This is a genomic window from Puia dinghuensis, from assembly GCF_014642875.1.
Taxonomy (GTDB): domain Bacteria; phylum Bacteroidota; class Bacteroidia; order Chitinophagales; family Chitinophagaceae; genus Puia; species Puia dinghuensis.
On the sequence record NZ_BMJC01000009.1, the window covers coordinates 70803 to 95120 of the forward strand.

Below are 24318 nucleotides of genomic sequence, written 5' to 3' on the forward strand. Positions count from 1 at the left end.
TTGATTTGGATGACACAAAGATTGTTCGTTTCTTTGTGTCAACAAAATTTACCTAAGTATGATTGCAGCCCTGGACATCCAAGTTACAAAAACGGGGAAGAGTAAAATCAACGAGATCGATTTTAATAATCTCCCATTTGGTAAATATTTTACTGACCATATGCTGGAAGTGGATTATGCAGATGGCGAGTGGAAGAAGGTGCATATCAGGCCTTTTCAGGATTTGAGTCTGTCGCCGGCGTTGTCAGCCCTTCACTATGGCCAATCCATTTTTGAAGGGATCAAGGCGTATAAGGACCGGGATGGCCGGCCGTTTATTTTCCGGCCTTATGATAATTTCCGCCGCTTCAACATTTCCGCTGAGCGGATGATGATGCCTGCGGTGCCGGAGGAGATCTTTATCGAGGGGATGCGCCGGCTGATCGATATCGACCGGGACTGGATCCCGATGAAAAACGATTATTCGCTTTATATCCGGCCTTTTATGTTTGCGGCGGACGATGCCATTGGCGTAAAGGCTTCGGATACGTATAAGTTCATGATACTGCTGAGTCCGACGGGGCCTTATTATTCGGCGCCCATGCGGATATATGTGGAGGAAAAATATACGCGTGCGGCGAAGGGTGGGTTTGGTTTTGCGAAAGCGGCGGGCAATTATGGCGGGAGTATGCTGGCAACGGCCGTGGCCAAGCAGCAGGGGTATGACCAGGTGTTGTGGACGGATGCTTTTGAGCATAAATATGTCCAGGAGATCGGGACGATGAACGTCTTTTTTGTGATCGGGGACAAGGTTCTGACCCCGGACCTGGAAGCGGGTACGATCCTGGAGGGGGTTACCCGGGACAGTGCGATAGAGCTGCTGCGGGATGAGGGGTATACGGTAGAGGAAGGGCCGATAAACATCGATGATGTGGTGCGGGCGTATCAGGCCGGGGAGCTGAAGGAGGTGTTCGGGACGGGTACCGCGGCGACCATTTCGATGATCAAGGAGCTTCGTTATGAGGACTATACGATGAAGTTCGATACGGATAAGTGGACGGTTGCGCCCACGGTGAAGCGGGTGCTGACCGATATCCGGGAGGGGCGCCGGGAGGATACGAGGGGGTGGATGTTCAAAGTATAGCAGAAAAATTTGGATAATTACACGCGGGACAGTACTTTTGCAGTCCCAAAATAAAATAGGTTCAGAATGCCTACCATACAGCAATTAGTAAGAAAAGGAAGAGAGATCATCCGTGCAAAAAGTAAATCCAGGGCTTTGGATGCTTGTCCTCAGCGCCGTGGTGTTTGCACCCGTGTTTATACGACCACTCCCAAGAAGCCCAACTCCGCCCTGCGTAAGGTAGCGAAGGTGCGGTTGACCAACAAGGTGGAGGTGATTGCATATATCCCGGGTGAAGGGCACAATCTCCAGGAGCACTCGATCGTGCTGATTCGTGGTGGTCGTGTTAAGGACCTTCCCGGTGTGCGTTATCACATCGTCCGGGGCAGCCTGGATACGGCAGGGGTGAAAGACCGGAAGAAGAGCCGGAGCAAGTATGGTACGAAGAAGGAGAAGGCCGGTGCAAAGGGAGCTGCAGCCAAACCCGCAGGAAAGAAATAATTTAATATATAGTAATTTCGCTAAACAATGAGGAAGACGCAAGCCAAAAAATTACCGCTGGCCCCTGACGCAAAGTACAACGACAAACTGGTGACCCGCTTTGTGAATAACCTGATGTGGCAGGGTAAGAAGAACACCGCGTTCAACATCTTCTATGACGCCCTGGACAAGGTGGCCAAGACGACCAATGAGGATGGATACGAAATCTGGAAAAGGGCGTTGTCGAATGTTACGCCAGCCGTCGAGGTTCGCAGCCGCCGTATCGGAGGTGCTACCTTCCAGATTCCTTCCGAGGTTCGTCCTGACAGAAAGATCTCTTTGAGCATGAAATGGCTGATCCGGTATAGCCGCGAGCGTAATGGTCGCAGTATGGCTGAAAAGCTTGCAGGGGAGATTGTTGCGGCAAGCAAGGGTGAGGGTGGAGCCTTCAAGAAGAAGGAGGATACGCACCGGATGGCGGAGGCCAACAAGGCTTTTGCGCACTTTAAAGTATAAATTGTTAAGAAATAGCAATATAAAAAGAGGCCTGAACGGCCTCTTTTTTGTTAATATTTCGTACCTTTGCGCATCTTTTCAACAAAATATATGGCAGACTTAAAATTTCAAAGAAACTTCGGGATTGCGGCTCACATCGACGCCGGTAAAACCACTACTACGGAGCGGATCTTGCGATACACCGGGATGATTCACAAAATCGGGGAAGTGCATGATGGCGCGGCTACCACTGACTGGATGGAGCAGGAAAAGGAGAGGGGTATCACCATTACCTCGGCTGCCGTTAGCTGCCAATGGAATTTCCCTACCGTAAAGGGTAAGGTGGATGCCAATACCAAAAAATATTATTTCAACATTATCGATACTCCGGGTCACGTGGACTTCACCGTTGAGGTGGAGCGTTCGATGCGCGTACTGGATGGGCTTATCGCCCTCTTTTCTGCCGTCGACGGCGTTGAACCCCAGTCAGAGACCGTTTGGCGTCAGGCTAACCGGTATCGGGTTCCCCGCATCGGTTTTGTGAACAAAATGGACCGCAGCGGCGCCGATTTCCTGATGGTTGTCAACCAGGTGCGGGAGATGCTTGGCGCGAAGGCCGTGCCCCTGCAGCTGCCGATCGGGGCCGAAGACGACTTCAAGGGTGTTGTCGACCTGATCAAGATGAAGGGGATCATCTGGCATATGGAGACGGAAGGGATGACCTTCGACGAGATCCCTGTTCCGGATGATATGATGACTGACGTGCTGGAATGGCGCGCCAAACTGGTGGAAGCCGTGGCCGAATACGACGACCATCTGATGGAGAAGTTCTTCGAGAACCCCGACAGCATCACGGAAGAGGAGATGCACGAGGCTATCCGTAAGGCTACGGTGGATCTTAGCATCGTCCCGATGATGTGTGGTTCTTCCTTCAAGAACAAGGGGGTACAGACTGCGCTTGACGCCGTTTGCCGCTATCTGCCTTCTCCGTTGGATATCGCCGATACGGTAGGTACTGATCCCCACACCGGCGAGACGATCACCCGTAAAGCCAATGCGAAAGAGCCCTTTGCGGCCCTGGCATTCAAGATCATGACCGACCCCTTCGTAGGCCGGCTGGCGTTCTTCCGCTGTTATAGCGGTCACCTGGATGCCGGCTCTTATGTGCTCAACGTCCGCAGTGGCAAGAAAGAGCGGATCAGCCGTATTATGAAGATGTTCGCCAACAAGCAGAACCCCATCGACTTCATCGAAGCCGGGGATATCGGAGCTGCGGTTGGGTTCAAAGAAATAAAGACCGGGGATACGCTTTGTGATGAAGATCATCCGATCACGCTGGAGAACATGTTCATCCCCGAGCCGGTGATCGCCATCGCCGTCGAGCCTAAGACACAGGCAGACGTCGACAAGATGGGTATGGCGATCTCCAAGCTGGTGGAAGAAGACCCTACCCTGCGTGTGAACACCGATGAGGACACGGGTCAGACCATCCTTCGCGGGATGGGTGAGTTGCACCTGGAGATCATCATCGACCGGATGAAGCGGGAATTCAAAGTAGAAGTAAACCAGGGTGCACCCCAGGTTGCGTATAAAGAAGCGTTCACCAAGGCTATCCAACACCGCGAGGTGCTGAAGAAGCAAACGGGTGGCCGCGGTAAGTTCGCCGACATTCAATTCGAAATTGGCCCCGCTGATGAAGAATGGCTGAAGGAGAATGAAGGAGAAGACTTCCAGTTCGTCAACGATATCTTCGGTGGATCGATCCCCAAGGAATTCATCCAGCCGATTCAGAAGGGTTTCGAATCCTGCATGACTACGGGTGTGCTGGCCGGTTATCCGCTGACGAGCATGAAGATCCGGGTGTTCGACGGCAGCTACCACGATGTGGACTCCGATGCGATGAGCTTTGAATTGTGCGCCAAGGCTGGATACCGGGAAGCCGGTCTTAAGGCTAAGCCGATCTTGCTCGAGCCGATCATGAAAGTGGAAGTATTGACGCCCGACCAGTATATGGGTGATGTAACGGGTGACCTGAACCGTCGCCGCGGCATCCTGGAAGGCATGGACAGCCGGAATAACCTGCAGGTTATCAAGGCGAAGGTTCCGCTGAAGGAGATGTTTGGTTATGTGACCGAGCTGCGGAGCATGAGTTCGGGCCGTGCGACCTCCACCATGGAATTCTCTCACTATGCCCCGGCGCCGAATAACATCGCCGAGGAAGTGATCGCCAAGGTGAAGGGCAAGAAGGTGAATGCGTAGATAGATTGATCAGCATCAAGAATATAAAGGGCCTGTCCGACGAGTTCGGACGGGCCCTTTTAATTGCGGTTGAGGTGGAATTTGTGTATTTTTATACGACTCCTTATAGCTTTGAATATGAAAAAATTCTACCCGGCATTATTACTTCTGGCATTTTACGGCCAGGCGTATGCTCAAACCGGAACGATCTCCATCCAAATCCAGCGTCCGGGTACCAACCAGAATTTTGGCGGGACGCCGCAGGTTGTCGGCGACAGCACGGTCGTTCAGGTGCAGGTGGCCTCCACTTATCAGATAGATACTGTCGTTGCCAGTGTGCCGGGTCGAATCGTGCTGCTGACCTATAATCCATCGTTGAACAATAATACCGGGGGGTGGACGGGGACGCTGCACCTTCTCGGGTTGCCACAGGACACGACTCTTTTGACGATAAAGGCGGTCGACGTGATGCATGAGGCTGCGACGGCGAGTGGTCAGTTTATTTATGACCATCCGCCAACGGTCACTGTCGACTCGCCGGCGGCATATACCGTGGCGCGGCCCACTATCGGGATACGGGCCCGCTGCCATTCGGATTCGGGTAGCTGTACCCTTACTGTCGGTCTTGTCCTTGGCGCGTCACCTTCCACGACGCTGGGTACTTATACCGATTCCGTCAATACCACTTATGACCTGTCATCTTATTATGGGCAGACCCAAATGAAGCTGACTGTACAGGCAACCGACAGAAGAGGTCAGGCTGTGTCGTCCTGGAAACCCGTATTTATAGAGACCAGCCCCTATCTTTCCGTTGTGTTCAATGCGCCTACGCAGATTGCTGATTTTTCGGGCAGCAGGCTTCTTGTCACGCCGAGCTCCGGTTCGCCGGCCATCGTCAACATGACGAATGATTCGGTGACTGCTATTCCTAATGCTCCCGGCGTCGATGCTCGTCTGACTTCCCAGGGCGCTGTTTTGGGGACGGGTGGCGCCGGCGGCAACCCTCAGCTATACGACTGGAACAATGGGAAGCTGGATACTCTGGGGCCCTATAATGGACTAGTGGTTGCGGGCAATTATGGCATCTGGTCTGCGCAGAATTTAATGCTGAGGAATTTCGCTATACAAACCAACCAGGCTCTTCCCAATGCGGCATCCAACGTCAATAATGATGTAACGGATTCGGGGGTAGTGGTGTATACAAAAGCGTTTAATACGAATATCGATAGTGTTGTCCGCTACTACAACGGCACTACCACTATCATCGGGGACAATTCGAACTTTACGTCGAATTTTGCACCCCTGACGGATGGGAAGTATGTTGTTTACGAAAAGAACACCCCTGGCTCGAGTAAGGGCCCCGGCGTCTATGTCTATGATGGGAACACCAATTACCTGGTGAGCGATTTCAGCTCCCAGATCGGTACTGTAGCCGTGCCGCAGACCTATTACCAGGTGAACAATGGGTATGTGGCTTATGAGAAGCTGGACAATAACATGAAATTGCAATCGTGGATCAGGGATCCGGCGGGTAATAATACGGAGGTGACCTTTTTTTCCAACTCATCTATGTTGGATCTTTTGAATCCCCGTGGCGACCTGCTATTTTTCCCGCCGCCGACCCTTGTGGGATTGACTCAATTCAACTACCGCGATCTTTACCAAAAGGGCGCCGGTTTCCTGCCTGTCTGCTACAACCAGGGGAAATCCTATTACCAGGACTCCACGTGGTATATCGCCATCGGCAGGACCTTGTTCCGCCTGAACGTGGTGCTTACGCCGAATAAGAGTGATAGTTTTTCGGTGAATGTGAAACCGGATTCGTTGTATGGATTTTCCACGAACAGCTTCGCTTCCCATTTCGAGGGCAGCGGAACGCTGATGTCTGTGGTGTTTACCCGGGTGCCTGCTCATGGAACGTTAAAGGTGAATGGGGTGCAGGTAACCGTCAATGGTTCGGTTGCACGAAGCGCGCTGCAAAACCTGGTTTACACGCCTTCGACAGGATTCAAGGGTGTCGATACCGTGTATTGGGTCGGATCGAACGGCTATACGTCATCGGTGGACACTGCCTTGTTGCGGCTCAATGTCGCGACTGTACCGCCGCCGGCGCAGCCCACGATCTCGGGTTTGCATGCGGCCTATTGCAGCAATGGGGGAACGGCCGTTCTCACGATGACCAATTTCCCGGATACGAGTGCGGGAACGGTTGTCACCGATTCGCTGGATAATCAGCCGCTGACGATCGGGGCGAATGCGAGCTGTTCCATCACCCTGGCGGGGTTGAGCGCAGGGGCACATGCGGTGAAGGTGACGTATACTAATGTGAGCGGGAGCAGCAGCGTGTCGCAGTCGTTTACGGTAGTGGCGGCATTGACGCCGGTGGTTAGCGTCAGCAGTGATGCCACGACCATTTCTGGCGGGACGGCGTCTGTGACGGTGAGGGCGAGTAATGTATCGGGTGGGGGCAGCTCTCCGCAGTATACCTTCGCCTTGAACCGGAATTTTGTGCCCGTGCTGTATGGCCCGGGGGCAGCAGATACCGTCATCATTGATACGGCTTCCTTGTCGATAGGTGTTAATATGATATATGTGCGGATGCAGACCAGCGATAGCTGTTATACCAGTCAGACGGCCACGGATAGCATCGTCATTACGCGGACGGCTCCGCCCGCGACTCCGCCACAGCCTGTTATCGCCGGGTTGCAAGGGACCTATTGCAGCAATGGGGGGATGGCGAATTTTACGCTGACCAATAAACCGGATACGGGGACAACGGTAAGCGTCACGCTCGACGGCGCTGTGCTGGCGGGCGGGTCGAATGGTAGCTATTCCATCGCGCTGAGTGGTTTGAGTACCGGTGGGCATACAGTGAAGGTTACATATACCAATACGAGTGGGAGTAGTAACGTGTCGCAGTCGTTTACGGTGGAAGCAGTGCCGACACCTGTGGTTGGGCTTAGCGCTGATCATTCGACCATCTCCGGCTCGAAGGCGTCGGTAGTGGTGACGGCCACGAATGTGTCGGGCGGTGGCAGCCAGCCCTTGTATACCTTCTCGCTGAACCGGAGTTTTGTGCCGAAGCTGGCGGGACCCGGGACAGCCGACTCGGTTGTGATCGACACGGCGGAACTGGCGATCGGGGCCAATACGGTATATGTACAGATGCAGAGCAGTGATAGTTGTGTAACAGCTCAGACGGCCGTCGACAGTGTGGTGATCACCCGGATGACGTCCAATGCCGGAGGTAATGGCGGCAATGGCAACAACAATGGTAATTCGTCCGTGATCGTGAATCCGAACCCCTTCCATGGTCTCCTGATCGTGAGCGGTTTGCAGAGCACGGATTCCTATACCATCACGCTGCTGAACAGCGACGGGATGGAGATCGTGAAGGTGCGGGTCGGCGGAGTGACGCAGACGCAGTTGATCTCCGGGGGTGTGCCGATGACGGGTATCTACCTGTTGCGGGTATATGATGAGACGCAGGGCAAGGTGGTGAGGTCGGCGAGGGTGCTGGCTATTAATTAGCGGCTTGATTTTTGATCGAGATATGGTATGAGTAAAAGGATGCTTGTAAGACTGGCGTTTCTGGTGATGCTGGTGGGGGCTGTGGGGGTAGTCCCGGCTTCCGCACAGTTGATTGTCAGCGTCAGACCGGTATGGCATCCTGTCGTCCGGCCTGCTGCACCAAGCCCGAGGCATGTGTGGATCGACGAGGAATGGGAACCGCGTGGCGGGGCCTATGTTGCAGTAGGCGGTTACTGGGCCGCACCTCCGCATCCCGGCTGGGTATGGATACCGGGTCACTGGGTCCGTGAGCGCAACGGAGAATGGTGGAAGCGCGGTCATTGGGCGCGACGATAGAATTCAGGGAAGGTTTTGTAATTTCCGGCCCTGAAATATGCGACTATGTTATTACTCCTCCTGCGAACCTGCGTCCTTCGTTTCTCCTTTCTTTTGCTTTTTTTTGCTGCCAGCAGCGTTTACGTTTACGCCCAACCGGGCTCTACTTTATTGAAGTGGAGTAAGGAAGGGAATTCTTTCTATAAGGTTAGTTCGGGGGCGATTGTCCGGGTGGACTTACCGGATAATCGCGAGACCGTACTTGTTTCCGGGGAAATGTTGATACCGTTCGGTCACGGAAGACCGTTGGTCGTCCGGGATTTTTCTTTTTCGGCGGACGGGAAGAAAGTGCTTATCTATACCAATGCCAAAAGGGTATGGCGTTATGATACCCGCGGGGACTATTGGGTCCTGGACAGGGGTAGCCGCCAATTGACGCAGATCGGCAGGGGCAGGCCGGCATCCTCGTTGCTATTTGCCAAATTCTCGCCCGATGGATCGAAGGTGGCTTATTGCAGCGAGCATAATGTTTATGTCGAGGACCTGGCTACGGGGGTGGCGCGGTGTCTGACGTCGACGGATGGTACGCCGAAGCTGATCAACGGAACCTTTGACTGGGCTTATGAGGAAGAGTTGGAATGCCGGGATGGATTTCGCTGGAGTCCCGATGGGCAGCGGATCGCCTATTGGCAGATCGATGCCAACAAGATAAAGGATTATCTCATGTTGAATACTACTGATTCGACGTATCCTTTTGTAGTCAAAGTGGAATACCCGGTTGCGGGAGAGACGCCTTCGCCTTATCGTATCGGGGTCGTCGATGTGGCTACGGGCGCCAATCGCTGGATGGAGATTCCCGGTGACCCCCGGCAGACCTATCTTCCGCGGATGGAATGGGTGGCGGGTTCGACAGAACTGATCTTACAGCAACTCAACCGGAAGCAAAACGAGAGCAAACTGTTGCTGGCTGATGTCGCCACGGGGAAGACCACGGAGATCTATGATGAAAAGGACAGCGCTTATATCGAGTGTAAGGGCGCCTGGCAGGATGGAGTGATTGCCGGTTGGGACTGGATCAGTGGCGGAAGGGAATTTCTCTGGGTGACGGAGAAGGATGGCTGGCGGCATATCTACCGGGTGAGCCGGGATGGCCATAAGGAGGTGCTGGTGACCCGGGGGGCTTATGATGTTATCCGGGTTAACCTTATCGATGAGCGGGGTGGCTACGTGTATTTTATGGCCAGTCCGATGAATGCCACCCAGAAATACCTGTACCGGACGCGACTGGACGGGAAGGGTGTGTCCGAACGGATCACGCCTGCCAATGAACCCGGGACACATGAATACGATCTCTCCCCGGATGCCCGGTTTGCTCTGCATACTTATAGCAATGCGAATATGGAAGAACGGCAGGAAATGGTCAGTTTACCCGGTGGGGTGGCGCTGGCAAGGGGCACTGATGGGACGGCTGGCGGCAGGGTGGTGTCCGGGCGGAAGGTGGAATTTTTTACCATTCGGACCAGGGATGGGGTGAAAATGGATGGCTGGATGGTAAAACCGCTGCATTTCGACAGCACGAAGAAATATCCCGTTGTTTTTTATGTATATGGCGAGCCGGCCGCGCAGACGGTGCTTGACGAGTATGGGGTGGCGAGTAATCCCCTTTATGTCGGGGATATGGCTGCGGACGGCTATATCTACCTCAGTGTGGATAACCGGGGTACGCCGGGGCCGAAGGGCAGGGCCTGGCGGAAGGCTATCTACCGGCAGATAGGCAGGATCAATATCCGGGACCAGGCGATGGCTGCGAAGGAGATATTGAAGTGGCCGTTTGTGGACAGTAGCCGGGTCGCGGTGTGGGGATGGAGCGGGGGTGGGTCGAGCACGCTGAATCTTTTGTTTCAGTATCCCGAAATTTATAAGACGGGGATCTCGGTAGCGGCGGTGGGCAACCAGCTGAGCTATGACAACCTGTACCAGGAGCGGTATATGGGGCTTCCGCAAGAGAATGCGGAGGATTTTGTGGCTGGGTCACCGATCACTTATGCCAAGAATTTACGGGGTCATTTGTTATATATTCATGGGACGGGTGATGACAATGTGCATTACCAGAATGCCGAGCGGTTGTTGAATGCGTTGATCGCTGCTAATAAAGTATTCCAGTTTATGGCCTATCCCAACCGCAGCCATGGGATCTTCGAGGGGGATGGGACGCGGCAACACCTGGCTACTTTATATACCGACTTTTTACAGCGGAATTGTCCGGGGGGCGGGCGCTAGGCGCGGCGGAATTGTCCGGATGGGGGAGGCAGGCGGGGTAAACAGGTCAGAGGTCAGTCAGGAGGCCGGTTAGTCGATGCCATTGTAGATATCCAGAGCTTTTTTGGCGTGTTTGCCTGCATTGAACAGGGGAATCATTCCCGAGAGCATTGTTGGCAGGCCGAGGTAGAACAGGGCGGAAGGGCCGTAATGGGGCGGGAGGGGCGGCATGGGCGGCGGGTTGAAGGGGTTGGCCTGGGCGGCATTGAACCAGTTGTTCGAGGCTGTTTTGTAAGCATTTTGCGCGTCCTGGCTGCGGTGGACGCCCTGTAAGATGCCTGCGAAGCTAAAGACCACGCCGGTGACCATGAGACCGATGCCCAGGTAGACATTGGTGCGGCCGACCTGAAGCTCATGGGTGCTTGCAGGGTTGTCGGCCATTGCGTACTTCAGGTTGCGGAAATTGAGGCGCAGGATAGTCCCATCCGGGTCTTTGCGGAAATACCAGTCTTTCTGTTGGGTCGAATAGGTCGTCGGGATTTGCGGTCCGCCGGGTGTGGTGGAGGCAAAAACGGTCTCTGTTGTAGAATAGCACTGCGAATACAAGGAGATACGGCGTCCTTCGTGGTCCAGCCTGTAGGCGTCGAAAAACCCGTTGGGGTTGCCGATGGCGAAGGCGCCGTCCCATCCCTTGAATTCCTTTGCTTCGCTGAGGGGGATCTTTTGGTTATTGTCGAGGAGCAGGTAGCTGTTGCGGGAACGGATGAGTTGGACCTTGTTGCTGTATAGGGTGGTCCCGTTGAGGAGGCGGACGAAGTAGAGGGAATCTTTTGAGAGTGGTTGGGCGTAAGTGGTGAGGCATGCGAGGGTGGCGATGAGGAAGAATAAGGACTTTTTCATGGTGTTGTGTGTTTAAGGTTGGAGTGAAGTTATTTGATCTATTCAGGGGTTTCTCATTAAAATCAATTGAGGGGCAGGCAGTTGTGAGGAGCGGTATGCGCTCGTGGCGGGGCGTGTTAAGGCCCGCTTGTCAAGTTGGGAAGCCATTGGTGGATCGGACTCGTGGGTGGGGAGGACCGCTTGGGGGCGGATATGGGAGCCAGTGGGGGAGTGGGGATTAATTTTTTTGAAAAAACGCCTGATTCTTTGGTTAGTAACTAAACAATTACATACCTTTGCATCCCATTCGAAAAAATGGGATTTGGCTTATGTCTCAACGAATCAGAATCAAATTACAGTCATACGATCACAATTTGGTGGACAAATCTGCCGAAAAGATCGTTAAAACCGTGCGTAGTACGGGTGCTGTGGTGACGGGTCCTATTCCCTTACCCACCCGTAAGAAGATCTTTACTGTACTTCGTTCGCCGCACGTCAATAAGAAGGCCCGTGAGCAGTTTCAGCTGCATACGCACAAGCGCCTGTTGGACATCTACACTTCCTCTTCGCGGACGGTAGATGCGTTGTCCAAGCTGGATTTGCCTTCCGGTGTGGATGTTGAGATCAAGGCGTAAGCCGAAGGTTAGTGGCCGCAGCCCTATGCGTAGCGATTGGGGCAATAGTAGTTCTTTGGTTCATCTGTAAACTCCTGTAAAGGATAAAACAGCGCTGGACTTTATGGATTGCCAGAGGCTAAACGCCGATGGCAAAGGATCGTAAGATCACGTAACTTATCCCGGGTGACCGGGGTGATACATATGAACAAGCCGTTCGGGGTTTGTTTACTGCCGGTACTTCTGTTTCTCCGGATCCGTGCAAGACGGACGAAGAGCGACGCAAAGAAAAGGTCGGCTGCAAACGAGGGATTGAAGATGTAGATCGATGCTACAGGCCGGGGCGCGATGAGCGACCGGGCCGAATGCCAATCATGTAGTAAGTCTATGTCCTGTCTCATGCCCGATGGCACAAATTTTTTAAGAAAATGAAAGGCATTATTGGTAAAAAGATCGGGATGACCAGCGTCTTCAGTCCTGATGGCAAACAAACAGCCGTCACGATCATTGAAGCGGGTCCCTGTGTAGTTACGCAGGTGAAGACCAAGGAGACTGACGGTTACACTTCCCTCCAATTAGCATTTGGCGACAAGAAAGAGAAACACACTACTGCAGCTGAAAAAAATCACTTCGCCAAATCCAACACTTCTCCCAAGCAGTTCGTAAAAGAGTTCCGCAATTTTTCCATAGAAAAAGCCCTCGGTGAGTCCGTTACCGTTGACATTTTCGCCGAAGGCGATAAGGTCGAGGTAGTTGGCACATCGAAGGGTAAAGGTTTTCAGGGTGTCGTAAAGCGTCATGGATTCCATGGGGTTGGTGAGCAGTCGCACGGTCAGCACGACCGTCAGCGTGCTCCCGGTTCGCTTGGTAACTCTTCTGACGCCAGCCGCGTTATGAAGGGTGTCCGCATGGCGGGCCGGATGGGTGGCGACCGGGTGAAGGTGAAGAGCCTGAAGGTTGTCAAGATCTTCCCTGAGAAGAACTATATCCTGGTGAGCGGATCGGTTCCCGGTCATAACGGAGCAATTGTATACATTCAGAAGTAATCAGGTTTAAACCTTTAATTCTTTAATTGAAGTAAAATGCAAGCAGACGTTTTAAATATAGAAGGAAAGAAGACTGGCCGGACGGTGGAATTGCCGGAGGAGATCTTTGGCGTCGAGCCGAATGATCATGTGATCTACCTGGCTGTCAAGCAATATTTGGCTGCACAGCGTCAGGGTACGCACAAGGTGAAGACCCGTTTGGAAGTAAAGGGTTCGAGCAAGAAGCTCCATCGTCAGAAGGGTACGGGCGGTAGCCGTAAGGGTAACCTGCGTAACCCGTTGTACAAGGGTGGTGGTACCATTTTCGGTCCCAAACCCCGTGACTACGACTTCAAGCTGAACCGTAAGGTGAAGGATCTGGCCAAGATCTCCGCATTGGCTTATAAGGCCAAGGGGAATGCGATCGTGGTAGTAGAGGACATCAAGCTGGAAGCTCCCAAGACAAAGCAATTCGTTGAAACGCTGGCGAACCTGAACGTTGCCGATAAGAAGGTGTTGTTTGTACTGCCTGCCGAATACGATAGTAACCTGTACAAGAGCCTGCGTAACTTGCCGAAGGTGGAAGGTACGATGCTGGTCGATATCAATACCTATGACATCGTGAATGCAGAGGTGTTGGTGTTGAGTGAGGGTGCTGCGAAGATCTTCGCGGATTCCGAGGAAGTAAATGCTTAATTGTAATAACAGATTAAATTATAAGAGATGAAACTCTCTGAAGTTTTAGTAAAACCGATACTGACAGAAAAGGCAAATGCCCAGCAGGACAAGCTGCGCCGGTATGCTTTCCGTGTCAACCGTAAGGCGAACAAATTAGAGATCAAGAAGGCCGTGGAAGATTTCTACGGAGTCAAGGTTGTGGATGTGAATACCTCGGTGGTACCCGGTAAGAACAAGACGCGCTTTACGAAGGCCGGATATGTGCAGGGCCGCAAGCCTGCCTATAAGAAGGCGCTGGTAACGGTAGCGGAGGGTGAAACGATCGATCTTTACGCAAGTATTTAAAATAATTAAACGACAACAGAGATGGCACTGAAAAAATACAAACCGATCACCGCAGGTACTCGTTGGAGGATTGGTAACGCCTATGCCGAGATCACGAGCGATACTCCGGAGAAGTCCTTGCTGGAGAAGAAAAAGTCCACCGGGGGCCGGAATATCCAGGGCCGTAGAGCGATGCGCTATATGGGCGGCGGTCACAAGAAGATGTACCGGATCATCGATTTCAAGCGTAATAAGAAGGAGATCCCTGCTACTGTTGCGTCCATCGAATATGATCCGAACCGTACGGCTTTTATTGCCCTGCTTCATTATACCGATGGTGAGAAGCGTTATATCCTGGCGCCCCAGGGTTTGCAGGTTGGCGCTACCGTACTGGCCGGTGACAGTGTTGCTCCTGAAGTGGGGAATGCCCTGCAGATGAAGAACATGCCGTTGGGTACCAATGTTCACAATATCGAGATGCAGCCTGGTCAGGGTGGCAAGCTGGTGCGCAGCGCCGGTACTTCCGCTCAGTTGACCAACAAGGAAGAAAAATATGCCGTGTTGAAGATGCCTTCCGGCGAATTGCGTAAGGTGTTGATCAATTGTTATGCTACTGTAGGGGTTGTTTCGAACAGCGACCACTCGCTGCAGAGCATGGGTAAGGCGGGTCGCAATCGTTGGAGAGGCATCCGTCCGCGGAATCGTGGTGTAGCGATGAACCCTGTGGATCACCCGATGGGTGGTGGTGAAGGTAAGGCATCCGGTGGACAGCCCCGGAGCAGGAATGCCCAGTACAGCCGCGGTCTGAAGACCCGTCAGAAGGGCAAGAACAGTGACCATATGATCATCCAACGGAAGAACGGTAAAAAATTGTCGAAATAATTTATAATAATCAATTATGGGTCGTTCAATTAAAAAAGGTCCTTACGTAGACTCCAACCTGGAAGAGAAGATACTGGCTATCAATGAAGGGACAGCCAAGAAGGGTGTGATCAAAACCTGGAGCCGCCGTAGTACTATCACCCCGGATTTCGTGGGTCATACGCTGGCGGTGCACAATGGTAACAAGTTTATCCCTGTGTATGTGACGGAGTTTATGGTTGGGCATAAGCTTGGTGAGTTTGCACCTACCCGCAACTTCAAAGGACATTCGAGCAAGAAGATCGCTTAAACTAATTATACATGGAAGCAGTAGCTAAATTGAGAAATTATCCGACGTCGCCCCGTAAGATGCGTTTACTGGCCGATGAGATTCGCGGTATGCATGTTGAGAAGGCCCTGGCATTGCTGGAGCATCATCCGCAACATTCTTCCACTCCGCTGCATAAGCTGTTGTGGAGCGCTGTGAAGAACTGGGAGCAGAAGAATGAAGGTCAGAGTGCAGCCGATGCCGGTCTGGTAGTGAAGACGGTCTTTGTAGATGGTGGAAGGACTTTGAAGCGGATGCGTCCGGCGCCGCAGGGTAGAGGTTATCGTGTGCGGAAGAGGAGCAACCACGTAACCATTATCGTTGATTCAAAAGTCGTTTCGGAAAACTAATTGATAAAACTTATTTAATTATAATATGGGTCAGAAAACGAATCCTATTGGGGCAAGGTTGGGGATCATCCGGGGTTGGGAATCCAACTGGTATGGCAGCAAGAAAGACTATGCTACCAAGTTGATCGAGGATAACAAGATCAGAACCTACCTGAATGCCCGTATCAATAAGGGAGGGATTGCGAAGATCGTGATCGAGCGGACGCTGAATAAGCTGATCGTAACGATCCACACTTCCAAGCCCGGCATCATCATCGGCAAAGGCGGTGGTGAGGTAGATCGTATCAAGGAAGAGCTGAAGAAACTGACAGGCAAGGATGATGTTCAGATCAATATTCTGGAGATTCGTCGCCCGGAGCTGGATGCCAACATCGTTGGTGACACCATTGCCCGCCAGATAGAGAATCGTATCAACTATAAGCGTGCCATCAAGATGGCGATCGCTTCGGCTCTCCGGATGGGCGCCGAGGGGATCAAGATCAAGGTGAGCGGCCGTCTGGGTGGCGCGGAGATCGCGCGTACGGAAGAGATCAAGCAGGGCCGGACCCCGTTGCATACGCTGCGGATGGATATCGATTACGCGAATGTATATGCGCTGACGGTATATGGGAAGATCGGGATCAAGGTTTGGATCTGTAAGGGCGAGGTGCTGGCCAAGCGCGATCTGAACCCCAACTTTGTCGGTGGTAAGGAAGGCGGGCTGAGCGATCGCAGGGACAGAAGGGATGGCGACCATGATCATGGTCATCGTGGTGATCGTCGTGGTGGCGGTGACAGAGGCGGTGATCGCAGGCATGGTGGTGGTGAGCATCGTGGTGGCGGAGACCGCAGGCCCGGTGGTGGTGGTGGCGATCGCAATCGTGGTGGTGGCGACCGGGGTGGAAGGCGCTAATGAAATAATAAGATACTCAGATAGATAACCAGAAAATAATTCTAAGATGTTACAACCTAAGAGAACCAAGCATAGGAAAGCACAGAAAGGTCGCATCCGTGAGGTCGCAAAGAGAGGGGATACCATTTCGTTTGGTTCGTATGCTTTGAAATCGCTGGAAGCGATCTGGCTGACCAATCGCCAGCTGGAAGCTGCCCGTCAGGCTCTGACCCGTGCCATGAAGCGTGAAGGGAATGTGTGGATCAGGGTTTTCCCCGACAAGCCGATCACCAAGAAGCCGTTGGAAGTGCGTATGGGTAAAGGTAAAGGTAACCCCGAGTACTGGGCTGCTGTAGTCGAGCCGGGTCGTATCCTGTTCGAAGCCGATGGGGTGCCCCTGGCGGTTGCCAAGGAGGCGCTTGAGCTGGCGGCGCAGAAGTTGCCGATCAAGACGAAGTTTATTGTTCGTCGGGACGTAGTAGCCTAAGTAATTTCGAGATAAGTAAAATCAACATACGATGTCAAAGAGAATCGATTTTGTAAATAGCCTGAAGGATCTGAATGAGAATGACCTGAAGGCCCGCATCCAGGAAGACGAGCTGCGCCTGAAGAAGCTGGAGTTTGCGCATGCTATTTCTCCGCTGGAAAATCCGATGAGCATTCGCTCTTTGAGAAAAGATATTGCCCGTCTGAAGACGGCGCTGGCCCAAAAAGCTGGTGTTACGGCTTAAGCCGGCCAAAGGTTAAACAATTCAATGCAAAAAGCTAATACAATGGTTGAAAGAAATTTGCGCAAGACAAGGATCGGGGTGGTAAAGAGCAACAAGATGAATAAGACCATCACTGTTGCGGTTGAACGGAAAGTGAAGCACCCGATCTATGGTAAATTCGTAAAGAAGACTACCAGCTTCCACGCCCATGATGAGAAGAATGAGTGCACTGTGGGGGACATCGTGAAGATCATGGAAAGCCGTCCGCTGAGCAAGACCAAGCGCTGGCGCCTGGTCGAGGTGGTGGAGAAGGCTAAATAATTATTATATAGCAGGGCGGGCCACGGGTCCGCCGGCCGAAGGCCCATTATAAGAGGTGCGAGGGGATGGGTTAAATTTCGGCTTAAACCAGCCCCGAGCACACAAAGCTTAATAAAATGATTCAGCAAGAAAGCAGATTAAATGTAGCTGATAACAGCGGCGCCAAGGAAGTGTTGTGTATCCGCGTACTGGGTAATAGCGGGCAGGATTACGCGGGCATCGGCGACAAGATCGTAGTCACTGTGAAGGATGCATTGCCTTCCGGTGGTATCAAGAAAGGGACCGTTGCCAAAGCGGTGATCGTTCGCACGAAGAACAAGTTACGCCGGAAGGACGGCAGCTACATCAGCTTTGATGACAATGCGGTGGTATTGCTGAACGCATCTGACGAACCTCGTGGTACGCGTATTTTCGGGCCTGTCGCCAGGGAATTGCGTGATAAAGGATATATGAAGATCATCTCCCTTGCACCTGAAGTGTTGTAAGGAGCCTTAAAATATAATACAATGAGCAACAGATTCAAACCCAAGTTCAATATTAAAAAAGGTGATAGCGTGGTTGTCATCACCGGAGACGACAAGGACCCGAAGAAGGCCCGGAAAGTCCTGGAAGTTTATCCTGACGAGGCCAAGGTTTTGGTCGAGGGGGTAAATATCGTGACCAAGCACACCAAGCCTTCGGCACAGAACACCAAGGGTGGCATCGTGAAGAAGGAGGCTCCCATTCACATTTCCAACATTCTGTTGTGGGATGCGAAGACGGGTGGCGCTACCAAAGTAAAGCGCAGCCGGGAGAACGGGAAATTAGTAAGAATCGCTAAAAAATCCGGGGAGGAAATCAAATGAGTACTACAAAATATACTCCGCGTCTGGCAGAAAAGTACAAGAAAGAAGTTGTACCTGCCCTTATGAAGAAGTTTGGCTATAGCACCATCATGCAGGCGCCCAAACTGGAGAAGATTTGTATCAATCGTGGCGTAAACGGCGCTGTTACCGACAAGAAGCTTGTCGAAGTAGCCGTGGATGAGCTGACGATGATCACCGGTCAGAAAGCTGTAACTACCCAGTCGAAGAAGGATATTTCCAACTTCAAACTGCGTAAGAACATGCCGATCGGCGCAAGGGTTACGCTGCGTGGAGAGAAGATGTTCGAATTCCTCGACCGTCTGGTATCGACTGCGCTGCCCCGGGTACGTGACTTCAAGGGTATCAACGAGAAGTCTTTCGATGGCCGTGGCAACTATACGCTGGGCATCACAGAGCAGATCATCTTCCCGGAGATCGACATCGACAAGGTGAACAAGATCACCGGTATGGATATCACTTTCGTGACAACCGCCGGAACCAACGAAGAGGCTTACGAACTGTTGAAGGAGCTGGGTATGCCCTTCCGTAACGTTAAAAAAGACTAAATTAAAAAGTATATAACATGGCTAAAGAGTCCGTAAAGGCGAGGCAAAGGAAAAGGGAAGCGTTAGCGGCCAAGTATGCCGAGAAACGCGCCGCTTTAAAAGCTGCCGGCGATTACAAGGCGCTTGATCAGTTGCCCAGGAATGCATCTCCTGTAAGACTGCACAACCGCTGCCAACTGACAGGCCGCCCCAGGGGATATATCCGGTATTTCGGCATCTCCAGGGTGATCTTCCGTGACATGGCCCTGCAAGGGAAGATCCCGGGTGTCAAGAAGGCTTCGTGGTAGGCCGGTGCCTGTGTGGAATGATATCATTGGATATCGCATTGTAAAAAAAATTGAAAATTCATAACTAATTAGAAACAATGGTTACTGATCCAATAGCAGACTTTCTGACTAGAATTCGTAATGCGCAGATGGCGAACCACCGGATCGTTGAGATCCCGGCTTCGAACCTGAAGAAGCGTATGACCGAGATACTGTATGACAAAGGCTATATCCTGAAATATAAATTCGAGGATGACAGCAAGCAAGGCGTGATCAAGATCGCGTTGAAATACGATCCTACCACCAAGGAGCCCGCGATCAAATCCCTTGAAAGGGTTAGCCGTCCTGGCCTTCGCCAATACGCCAGCCCTACCGAGTTCACCCGGGTGAAGAATGGTTTGGGTGTAGCGATCATCTCCACTTCCAAGGGGGTGATGACGGACAAGGAAGCCAAGCTGCAGAATGTCGGCGGCGAGGTGCTTGCGTACGTGTATTAATTTTTTGAAGAGCTGTTGATACATTAAGCCTGTACCTATACGGGCTGACCGGTCAACAGAAATAATTTAACATCTAAATATTAACATTATGTCTCGTATAGGTAAACAACCGGTCGTTCTTCCCAAGGGTGTGACAGTTACGGTTAGCGGTGATAATGTGATGACGGTAAAGGGTCCCAAGGGTGAACTGAAACAGACGATCGACCGTGATATCAAGGTTGAAGTGAAGGAAGGCCATCTGGAGATATCCCGGCCTACCGATCAGATCCGTCACCGTGCATTGCATGGTCTGTATCGCAGCCTGGCTTCCAATATGGTCAAGGGTGTAACGGAAGGTTACAAAAGACAGCTGGAGCTGATCGGGGTAGGTTTTAAGGCTTCCAATCAGGGCAATCTCCTGGATCTGGCACTGGGGTATTCACACAATATCATCTTTGAAATCCCCAAGGAGCTGAAGCTTGGAACCGAGCAGAATAAAGGGGAGAATCCTAAGATCACCCTGGAAGGTGTCGACAAGCAGCTGATCGGCCAGGTTGCCGCCAAGATCCGCGGCCTGCGTAAGCCCGAGCCGTACAAGGGCAAAGGTGTCCGCTATGTTGGTGAAGTTGTCCGGAAGAAAGCTGGTAAGGCTGCTGGTAAATAATTTTAGAACTGTGGTCCTGGCTGGAATCAGGACCTGTAAATAAACTATCATGGTTACGAAAGCACTCAGAAGAGAGAAAATCAAATTCCGCGTCCGCAAGAAGATTGCCGGGACGGCTCAGCGCCCCAGGTTGTCGGTATTCCGGAGCAACAGCGATATCTATGTTCAGCTGATCGACGACGATAACGCCAAGACGCTGGCTTCCGCTTCTTCGCGGGACAAGGACATCGCTGCCCAGAAGGTGACGAAGAGTGAGCAGGGTAAGCTGGTTGGCGGCGCTATCGCCCGCAAGGCGGTCGAGCTGGGGTTGAAGGATGTTGTCTTCGATCGTGGCGGTTATCTGTATCACGGCCGGGTAAAGGCTGTTGCAGATGGCGCGCGTGAAGGGGGGCTGAAATTCTAATCGATAAAGTATTTTGTAAATAGCTTCAATAATTACAATGTCAAAAGTAATCTTAAACAGAGTTAAAGCCGGTGACCTGGAACTGAAGGAGAAAGTGGTTGCGATAAATCGTGTGGTTAAAACGACAAAGGGCGGCCGGGCGTTCAGCTTCTCTGCATTGGTTGTTGTCGGTAACGAGAACGGAGTGGTAGGTCATGGTCTGGGTAAGGCTAAGGAAGTCCAGGAAGCCATCACCAAGGGGATCGAAGACGCCAAGAAGAACCTGATCAAGGTGCCGGTGATGCATGGGACGATCCCTCACGACCAGCTGGCAAAGGAAGGCGCCGCGAAGGTGCTGATCAAACCCGCTGCTCATGGTACGGGCGTGATCGCCGGAGGTTCTATGCGCGCTGTGCTGGAAAGTGCCGGAGTGACAGACGTGTTGGCGAAATCGCTGGGCTCTGCAAACCCGCATAACGTGGTAAAAGCGACGTTCAAGGCTTTGGCCATGCTGCGTGAACCGATTCAAGTTTCCCGTACTCGTCATCTCTCATTAAAGAAAGTTTTTAACGGATAATATTGCACATCATGGCAAAGATCAAGATCACGCAAGTAAAGAGCGGCATCGACAGGCCGGAGCGTCAGAAACAGACGTTGAAGGCTCTCGGTCTGAACAAAATGCACACTCCGAAAGAAGTGGAAGCTACTCCGCAGATACTGGGTATGATCCGCAAGGTGGAACACCTGGTAATAGTGGAAGAAGTTAAATAGTAAATTATGCAGGCTGGTTGCGGCCTGCTCGCGAGGGGCGATTCCCCGTAAGTCAAAATCAAAAAAAATGAATTTACACACGATCAAGCCTGCAGAAGGCGCAACGCATAAACAAAAACGTTTAGGCCGCGGGGAAGCTTCCGGTAAAGGTGGTACTTCCACCAAGGGTAATAAGGGTGGCCAGAGCCGTGCAGGTTATCAGCGCAAGATGGCGCATGAGGGCGGTCAGATGCCTATCCAGAGAAGGATCCCCAAGCGTGGTTTCAACAACATTCACCGCGTTGAATATAAGGTGTTTAATCTTGGCCAGATAGACCATATCTCTGAAAAATACGGCATTACCGAGTTTACGCCTGAAAACCTGTATATCAACGGATTAGTAAGCCAGACCGATCTCGTAAAGGTGCTTGGTAACGGCGAACTGAAAGGTAAGTTCAGTTTCCGCGTGCATGCGGTGAGCGAGAAGGCGAAGGCTGCTATCGAAGGAGCCGGCGGAACGATAGAAATTCTGAAATAAATTTTCTGTAACTTGCATGGACGCACCTCAATGATGCGTCCTTTTTTGCTTACTACAATAACATTGTTCCGTGAAGAAATTCTTAACGACACTTAGAAATATATGGAGCATCGATGAGCTGAGAAGTAAGATCGTCGTGACTCTGTCCCTGATCTTCGTCTACCGGCTCGGTGCGTACATCGTATTGCCCGGTATCGATCCCAATAAGTTGAGTGCCCTTAGCGGCAATGCCAAGGGTGGCGCTCTTGGGCTTCTCGATGCGTTTTCCGGCGGTGCTTTTTCGCAGGCTTCGATCCTTGCCCTGGGTATCATGCCTTATATCTCTGCCTCGATCTTTATGCAGCTGATGACGATACTCATCCCGCAGATGCAGAAGGTGCAGAAAGAAGGTGCGAGCGGTCAGAAGAAGATCAATCAATGGACCCGCTATCTGACAGTTGTTGTAACCTTTGTCCAGGCGTATGCCTATGTTACCTATCTCCGGAACCTGGGCAAGGATGCGATAATTGATTCCTTCAGCGCGTATTTCTGGCTGACCACGCCGATCGTACTGACGGCGGGTACGCTCTTCGTGATGTGGCTGGGTGAGAAGATCACCGATAAAGGTCTTGGCAACGGTACCTCGCTGATCATCATGATCGGTATCCTGGCCAGGCTGCCCCGCAGCTTTATGCAGGAGTGGAATGCCAAGATTGCCACGGGCACCGGCGGTATCCTGGTCTTTGTGATCGAGATCGCTGTGCTGGTTGCTATCATCATGGGTCTGATCGTCCTGATCCAGGGTGTACGCAAGGTTCCTGTCAACTATGCCAAGCAGATCGTCGGTAACCGGCAATTTGGTGGTGCGCGTCAGTTCCTGCCGTTGAAGGTGAATGCTGCGGGTGTAATGCCGATCATCTTTGCGCAGGCTATTATGTTCCTGCCGACCATCTTTGCCAGTTTTGAAACGACGAAGGGTATTGCCCAGGTGGCCTCGGACCCGCGGAATTTTATTCACATGATCGTCTATGCGGTGATCGTGGTCGGCTTTACCTTCCTGTATACGGCCCTTATTTTCAACCCCAAGCAGATTGCCGACGACCTGAAGCGGAACAACGGGTTCATCCCCGGTGTAAAGCCGGGCCAGCCTACGGCAGACTATATCGGCTCGGTGATGGATAAGATAACTCTGCCGGGCGCATTCCTGCTGGCTATTGTGGGTATCCTGCCGGGCTTTGCCCAGCGGCTTGGGATCACCCAGGGTTTTGCTTCCTTCTTTGGCGGTACTTCCCTGTTGATCATGGTAGGGGTTATCCTCGATTCGCTTCAGCAGATAGAGACTCAGCTGTTGATGAGGCAGTATGACGGGTTGATGAAGAGTGGAAGGATACAGGGACGTTCGTCGTCTGTTTCGAATGCAGTGATTTAGGAGCGATTAAACTTTTTAATATACTGACCTGTTAGGAATTAGACCTCCTGGCAGGTCTTTTTCAATCAGGAGCCGCTGGAAGCGGCTCGACGGAAGGTCAGACATTAGATATGATCCATTATAAAACAGCAGCAGAAATTGAATTAATGCGCGACAGCGCCTTGCTGGTTAGTAAGACACTGACAGAGGTGGCCAAGATTCTCCGGCCGGGTACGACGACGCTTGAACTCGACAAACTGGTCGGGACCTTTATCCGGGATCATGGCGCCGTACCTTCCTTTCTCAACTACCGGGGGTATCCCTTTGCTTCCTGTATCTCGGTGAATGACGTGGTGGTACATGGGTTTCCCAATGGGCAGGCTTTACGGGAAGGGGATATCATTTCGGTTGATATCGGGGTTATTAAGAAGGGGTATCATGGCGATCATGCTTATACCTTTGCGATAGGGGACCCGGGACCGGAAGTGATGCAACTGATCAGGGTGACAAAGGAGTCCCTTTATAAGGGTATCGAGAAGGCGGTTGCCGGGGGCCGGGTTGGGGATATCTCTTATGCTATCGAGGAGCATACGGCAAAGAAGTATGGATATGGCGTTGTAAGGGAACTGGTGGGACATGGGCTTGGGAAGCATCTGCATGAGGACCCGCAGATTCCGAATTATGGTCGCCGGGGCACCGGGGCCAAATTAAAAGAGGGACTGGTGCTGGCTATCGAGCCGATGATCAATCTCGGAAAACGGGAGGTTTATACGGAGAGTGATGGTTGGACGGTGCGGACGGTGGATCATCAGCCTTCGGTGCATTTTGAGCATGATGTGGCGGTGAGGAAGGGGAAGGCGGATATTCTTTCGGATTATAGTATTATAGAGGCGGCGGAATTTCAGAATCCGCATTTACATACGATACAGGCGGCAGCGCTGCCGTCCTGATGGGCCGGGTTAACTGGCCAGGATTTGCATTAACTGATAATTAATAAAATAAGTTGTTCGTCCTATTTTCTGAGGACGAAGTATTTCTGCATTGCTTAGGGCCGAATTCTCGA

General features: G+C 52.1%; 31 protein-coding genes. 30 read left to right on the plus strand and 1 reads right to left on the minus strand.

What is annotated here, in order from left to right; translation table 11 throughout:
* Positions 1-58 precede the first annotated feature (58 nt).
* The 7 genes from IEY39_RS29015 to IEY39_RS29045 all read left to right on the plus strand — a co-directional run bounded on the left by IEY39_RS29015 (position 59) and on the right by IEY39_RS29045 (position 10441).
* A complete protein-coding gene (locus IEY39_RS29015; RefSeq protein WP_188938213.1) occupies positions 59-1123 on the plus strand; it encodes a branched-chain amino acid aminotransferase in 1065 nt (354 codons plus the stop codon).
* 66 nt (positions 1124-1189) lie between these two features.
* Positions 1190-1603: a 30S ribosomal protein S12 gene (rpsL, locus tag IEY39_RS29020; RefSeq protein WP_188938214.1), complete on the plus strand. Its 414-nt coding sequence runs from the start codon at positions 1190-1192 to the stop codon at positions 1601-1603.
* Positions 1604-1630: 27 nt separating this feature from the next.
* Positions 1631-2098, plus strand: coding sequence for a 30S ribosomal protein S7 (gene rpsG / locus IEY39_RS29025; protein WP_188938216.1), 468 nt, complete (start codon positions 1631-1633; stop codon positions 2096-2098).
* 90 nt (positions 2099-2188) lie between these two features.
* Positions 2189-4336: an elongation factor G gene (gene fusA / locus IEY39_RS29030; protein ID WP_188938218.1), complete on the plus strand. Its 2148-nt coding sequence runs from the start codon at positions 2189-2191 to the stop codon at positions 4334-4336.
* 117 nt (positions 4337-4453) lie between these two features.
* On the plus strand, positions 4454-7846 hold the full coding sequence (locus tag IEY39_RS29035; protein ID WP_188938219.1) for a T9SS type A sorting domain-containing protein: 3393 nt from the start codon (positions 4454-4456) through the stop codon (positions 7844-7846).
* A 39-nt stretch (positions 7847-7885) separates the two neighbouring features.
* Positions 7886-8182, plus strand: coding sequence for a hypothetical protein (locus IEY39_RS29040; protein WP_229689143.1), 297 nt, complete (start codon positions 7886-7888; stop codon positions 8180-8182).
* Between the two features lie 45 nt (positions 8183-8227).
* Complete coding sequence (locus tag IEY39_RS29045) at positions 8228-10441, plus strand: S9 family peptidase (RefSeq protein WP_188938222.1); 2214 nt, start codon at positions 8228-8230, stop codon at positions 10439-10441.
* A 69-nt stretch (positions 10442-10510) separates the two neighbouring features.
* On the opposite strand, the gene IEY39_RS29050 is transcribed toward IEY39_RS29045, so the two are convergent.
* Positions 10511-11320, minus strand: a complete 810-nt coding sequence (locus IEY39_RS29050) for a hypothetical protein (protein ID WP_188938224.1) — start codon at positions 11318-11320, stop codon at positions 10511-10513.
* Between the two features lie 308 nt (positions 11321-11628).
* On the opposite strand from IEY39_RS29050, the gene rpsJ reads away from it, so the two are divergent.
* From rpsJ to map, 23 genes are all read left to right on the plus strand, one after another.
* Positions 11629-11934, plus strand: a complete 306-nt coding sequence (gene rpsJ, locus IEY39_RS29055; protein ID WP_188938226.1) for a 30S ribosomal protein S10 — start codon at positions 11629-11631, stop codon at positions 11932-11934.
* Positions 11935-12341: 407 nt separating this feature from the next.
* Positions 12342-12959 carry a 50S ribosomal protein L3 gene (rplC, locus tag IEY39_RS29060; RefSeq protein WP_188938227.1) on the plus strand — a complete coding sequence of 206 codons (618 nt, stop codon included), beginning with the start codon at positions 12342-12344 and terminating at the stop codon, positions 12957-12959.
* 36 nt (positions 12960-12995) lie between these two features.
* Positions 12996-13634 (plus strand): 50S ribosomal protein L4, encoded by a 639-nt coding sequence (gene rplD, locus IEY39_RS29065; RefSeq protein ID WP_188938229.1) that lies wholly within the window; start codon positions 12996-12998, stop codon positions 13632-13634.
* A gap of 27 nt (positions 13635-13661) precedes the next feature.
* Complete coding sequence (rplW, locus tag IEY39_RS29070; protein ID WP_188938230.1) at positions 13662-13961, plus strand: 50S ribosomal protein L23; 300 nt, start codon at positions 13662-13664, stop codon at positions 13959-13961.
* Positions 13962-13982: 21 nt separating this feature from the next.
* On the plus strand, positions 13983-14822 hold the full coding sequence (gene rplB, locus IEY39_RS29075) for a 50S ribosomal protein L2 (RefSeq protein WP_188938232.1): 840 nt from the start codon (positions 13983-13985) through the stop codon (positions 14820-14822).
* A gap of 16 nt (positions 14823-14838) precedes the next feature.
* Positions 14839-15111: a 30S ribosomal protein S19 gene (gene rpsS / locus IEY39_RS29080; protein ID WP_188938233.1), complete on the plus strand. Its 273-nt coding sequence runs from the start codon at positions 14839-14841 to the stop codon at positions 15109-15111.
* 11 nt (positions 15112-15122) lie between these two features.
* Entirely contained in the window at positions 15123-15479 is a 357-nt protein-coding gene (rplV, locus tag IEY39_RS29085) for a 50S ribosomal protein L22 (protein ID WP_188938239.1), read from the plus strand.
* Positions 15480-15504: 25 nt separating this feature from the next.
* On the plus strand, positions 15505-16371 hold the full coding sequence (gene rpsC / locus IEY39_RS29090; protein WP_188938241.1) for a 30S ribosomal protein S3: 867 nt from the start codon (positions 15505-15507) through the stop codon (positions 16369-16371).
* A gap of 46 nt (positions 16372-16417) precedes the next feature.
* Positions 16418-16837 (plus strand): 50S ribosomal protein L16, encoded by a 420-nt coding sequence (gene rplP, locus IEY39_RS29095; protein ID WP_188938242.1) that lies wholly within the window; start codon positions 16418-16420, stop codon positions 16835-16837.
* A 31-nt stretch (positions 16838-16868) separates the two neighbouring features.
* Positions 16869-17081 (plus strand): 50S ribosomal protein L29, encoded by a 213-nt coding sequence (gene rpmC / locus IEY39_RS29100; RefSeq protein WP_188938244.1) that lies wholly within the window; start codon positions 16869-16871, stop codon positions 17079-17081.
* A 42-nt stretch (positions 17082-17123) separates the two neighbouring features.
* A complete protein-coding gene (gene rpsQ, locus IEY39_RS29105) occupies positions 17124-17381 on the plus strand; it encodes a 30S ribosomal protein S17 (protein ID WP_188938246.1) in 258 nt (85 codons plus the stop codon).
* 116 nt (positions 17382-17497) lie between these two features.
* On the plus strand, positions 17498-17866 hold the full coding sequence (rplN, locus tag IEY39_RS29110; protein WP_188938248.1) for a 50S ribosomal protein L14: 369 nt from the start codon (positions 17498-17500) through the stop codon (positions 17864-17866).
* A gap of 21 nt (positions 17867-17887) precedes the next feature.
* Entirely contained in the window at positions 17888-18226 is a 339-nt protein-coding gene (rplX, locus tag IEY39_RS29115) for a 50S ribosomal protein L24 (RefSeq protein WP_188938250.1), read from the plus strand.
* Positions 18223-18792, plus strand: a complete 570-nt coding sequence (gene rplE / locus IEY39_RS29120) for a 50S ribosomal protein L5 (RefSeq protein ID WP_188938252.1) — start codon at positions 18223-18225, stop codon at positions 18790-18792. The genes rplX and rplE overlap by 4 nt, the downstream gene beginning before the upstream one ends.
* A 17-nt stretch (positions 18793-18809) precedes the next feature.
* A complete protein-coding gene (rpsN, locus tag IEY39_RS29125; protein ID WP_188938254.1) occupies positions 18810-19079 on the plus strand; it encodes a 30S ribosomal protein S14 in 270 nt (89 codons plus the stop codon).
* Between the two features lie 77 nt (positions 19080-19156).
* On the plus strand, positions 19157-19555 hold the full coding sequence (gene rpsH / locus IEY39_RS29130) for a 30S ribosomal protein S8 (RefSeq protein ID WP_188938255.1): 399 nt from the start codon (positions 19157-19159) through the stop codon (positions 19553-19555).
* Between the two features lie 88 nt (positions 19556-19643).
* Positions 19644-20198, plus strand: a complete 555-nt coding sequence (gene rplF, locus IEY39_RS29135; RefSeq protein ID WP_188938257.1) for a 50S ribosomal protein L6 — start codon at positions 19644-19646, stop codon at positions 20196-20198.
* Positions 20199-20247: 49 nt separating this feature from the next.
* Complete coding sequence (gene rplR / locus IEY39_RS29140) at positions 20248-20601, plus strand: 50S ribosomal protein L18 (protein WP_188938258.1); 354 nt, start codon at positions 20248-20250, stop codon at positions 20599-20601.
* A 37-nt stretch (positions 20602-20638) separates the two neighbouring features.
* A complete protein-coding gene (rpsE, locus tag IEY39_RS29145; RefSeq protein WP_188938260.1) occupies positions 20639-21157 on the plus strand; it encodes a 30S ribosomal protein S5 in 519 nt (172 codons plus the stop codon).
* An 11-nt stretch (positions 21158-21168) separates the two neighbouring features.
* Positions 21169-21351 (plus strand): 50S ribosomal protein L30, encoded by a 183-nt coding sequence (gene rpmD, locus IEY39_RS29150; protein ID WP_229689144.1) that lies wholly within the window; start codon positions 21169-21171, stop codon positions 21349-21351.
* A 67-nt stretch (positions 21352-21418) separates the two neighbouring features.
* Positions 21419-21868, plus strand: a complete 450-nt coding sequence (gene rplO, locus IEY39_RS29155) for a 50S ribosomal protein L15 (protein WP_188938262.1) — start codon at positions 21419-21421, stop codon at positions 21866-21868.
* Positions 21869-21938: 70 nt separating this feature from the next.
* Complete coding sequence (gene secY, locus IEY39_RS29160; protein WP_188938264.1) at positions 21939-23276, plus strand: preprotein translocase subunit SecY; 1338 nt, start codon at positions 21939-21941, stop codon at positions 23274-23276.
* 110 nt (positions 23277-23386) lie between these two features.
* The gene (gene map, locus IEY39_RS29165) at positions 23387-24205 is read left to right on the plus strand and encodes a type I methionyl aminopeptidase (RefSeq protein ID WP_188938266.1); all 819 of its coding nucleotides are present in this window, start codon (positions 23387-23389) and stop codon (positions 24203-24205) included.
* The last annotated feature ends 113 nt before the right edge of the window (positions 24206-24318 follow it).

Bases quoted from the DNA above. Each gene is read 5' to 3' on its own strand.
- IEY39_RS29015 (WP_188938213.1), top strand. From the start codon at position 59: ATGATTGCAGCCCTGGACATCCAAGTTACAAAAACGGGGAAGAGTAAA.
- rpsL (WP_188938214.1), top strand. From the start codon at position 1,190: ATGCCTACCATACAGCAATTAGTAAGAAAAGGAAGAGAGATCATCCGT.
- rpsG (WP_188938216.1), top strand. From the start codon at position 1,631: ATGAGGAAGACGCAAGCCAAAAAATTACCGCTGGCCCCTGACGCAAAG.
- fusA (WP_188938218.1), top strand. From the start codon at position 2,189: ATGGCAGACTTAAAATTTCAAAGAAACTTCGGGATTGCGGCTCACATC.
- IEY39_RS29035 (WP_188938219.1), top strand. From the start codon at position 4,454: ATGAAAAAATTCTACCCGGCATTATTACTTCTGGCATTTTACGGCCAG.
- IEY39_RS29040 (WP_229689143.1), top strand. From the start codon at position 7,886: ATGCTTGTAAGACTGGCGTTTCTGGTGATGCTGGTGGGGGCTGTGGGG.
- IEY39_RS29045 (WP_188938222.1), top strand. From the start codon at position 8,228: ATGTTATTACTCCTCCTGCGAACCTGCGTCCTTCGTTTCTCCTTTCTT.
- IEY39_RS29050 (WP_188938224.1), bottom strand. From the start codon at position 11,320: ATGAAAAAGTCCTTATTCTTCCTCATCGCCACCCTCGCATGCCTCACC.
- rpsJ (WP_188938226.1), top strand. From the start codon at position 11,629: ATGTCTCAACGAATCAGAATCAAATTACAGTCATACGATCACAATTTG.
- rplC (WP_188938227.1), top strand. From the start codon at position 12,342: ATGAAAGGCATTATTGGTAAAAAGATCGGGATGACCAGCGTCTTCAGT.
- rplD (WP_188938229.1), top strand. From the start codon at position 12,996: ATGCAAGCAGACGTTTTAAATATAGAAGGAAAGAAGACTGGCCGGACG.
- rplW (WP_188938230.1), top strand. From the start codon at position 13,662: ATGAAACTCTCTGAAGTTTTAGTAAAACCGATACTGACAGAAAAGGCA.
- rplB (WP_188938232.1), top strand. From the start codon at position 13,983: ATGGCACTGAAAAAATACAAACCGATCACCGCAGGTACTCGTTGGAGG.
- rpsS (WP_188938233.1), top strand. From the start codon at position 14,839: ATGGGTCGTTCAATTAAAAAAGGTCCTTACGTAGACTCCAACCTGGAA.
- rplV (WP_188938239.1), top strand. From the start codon at position 15,123: ATGGAAGCAGTAGCTAAATTGAGAAATTATCCGACGTCGCCCCGTAAG.
- rpsC (WP_188938241.1), top strand. From the start codon at position 15,505: ATGGGTCAGAAAACGAATCCTATTGGGGCAAGGTTGGGGATCATCCGG.
- rplP (WP_188938242.1), top strand. From the start codon at position 16,418: ATGTTACAACCTAAGAGAACCAAGCATAGGAAAGCACAGAAAGGTCGC.
- rpmC (WP_188938244.1), top strand. From the start codon at position 16,869: ATGTCAAAGAGAATCGATTTTGTAAATAGCCTGAAGGATCTGAATGAG.
- rpsQ (WP_188938246.1), top strand. From the start codon at position 17,124: ATGGTTGAAAGAAATTTGCGCAAGACAAGGATCGGGGTGGTAAAGAGC.
- rplN (WP_188938248.1), top strand. From the start codon at position 17,498: ATGATTCAGCAAGAAAGCAGATTAAATGTAGCTGATAACAGCGGCGCC.
- rplX (WP_188938250.1), top strand. From the start codon at position 17,888: ATGAGCAACAGATTCAAACCCAAGTTCAATATTAAAAAAGGTGATAGC.
- rplE (WP_188938252.1), top strand. From the start codon at position 18,223: ATGAGTACTACAAAATATACTCCGCGTCTGGCAGAAAAGTACAAGAAA.
- rpsN (WP_188938254.1), top strand. From the start codon at position 18,810: ATGGCTAAAGAGTCCGTAAAGGCGAGGCAAAGGAAAAGGGAAGCGTTA.
- rpsH (WP_188938255.1), top strand. From the start codon at position 19,157: ATGGTTACTGATCCAATAGCAGACTTTCTGACTAGAATTCGTAATGCG.
- rplF (WP_188938257.1), top strand. From the start codon at position 19,644: ATGTCTCGTATAGGTAAACAACCGGTCGTTCTTCCCAAGGGTGTGACA.
- rplR (WP_188938258.1), top strand. From the start codon at position 20,248: ATGGTTACGAAAGCACTCAGAAGAGAGAAAATCAAATTCCGCGTCCGC.
- rpsE (WP_188938260.1), top strand. From the start codon at position 20,639: ATGTCAAAAGTAATCTTAAACAGAGTTAAAGCCGGTGACCTGGAACTG.
- rpmD (WP_229689144.1), top strand. From the start codon at position 21,169: ATGGCAAAGATCAAGATCACGCAAGTAAAGAGCGGCATCGACAGGCCG.
- rplO (WP_188938262.1), top strand. From the start codon at position 21,419: ATGAATTTACACACGATCAAGCCTGCAGAAGGCGCAACGCATAAACAA.
- map (WP_188938266.1), top strand. From the start codon at position 23,387: ATGATCCATTATAAAACAGCAGCAGAAATTGAATTAATGCGCGACAGC.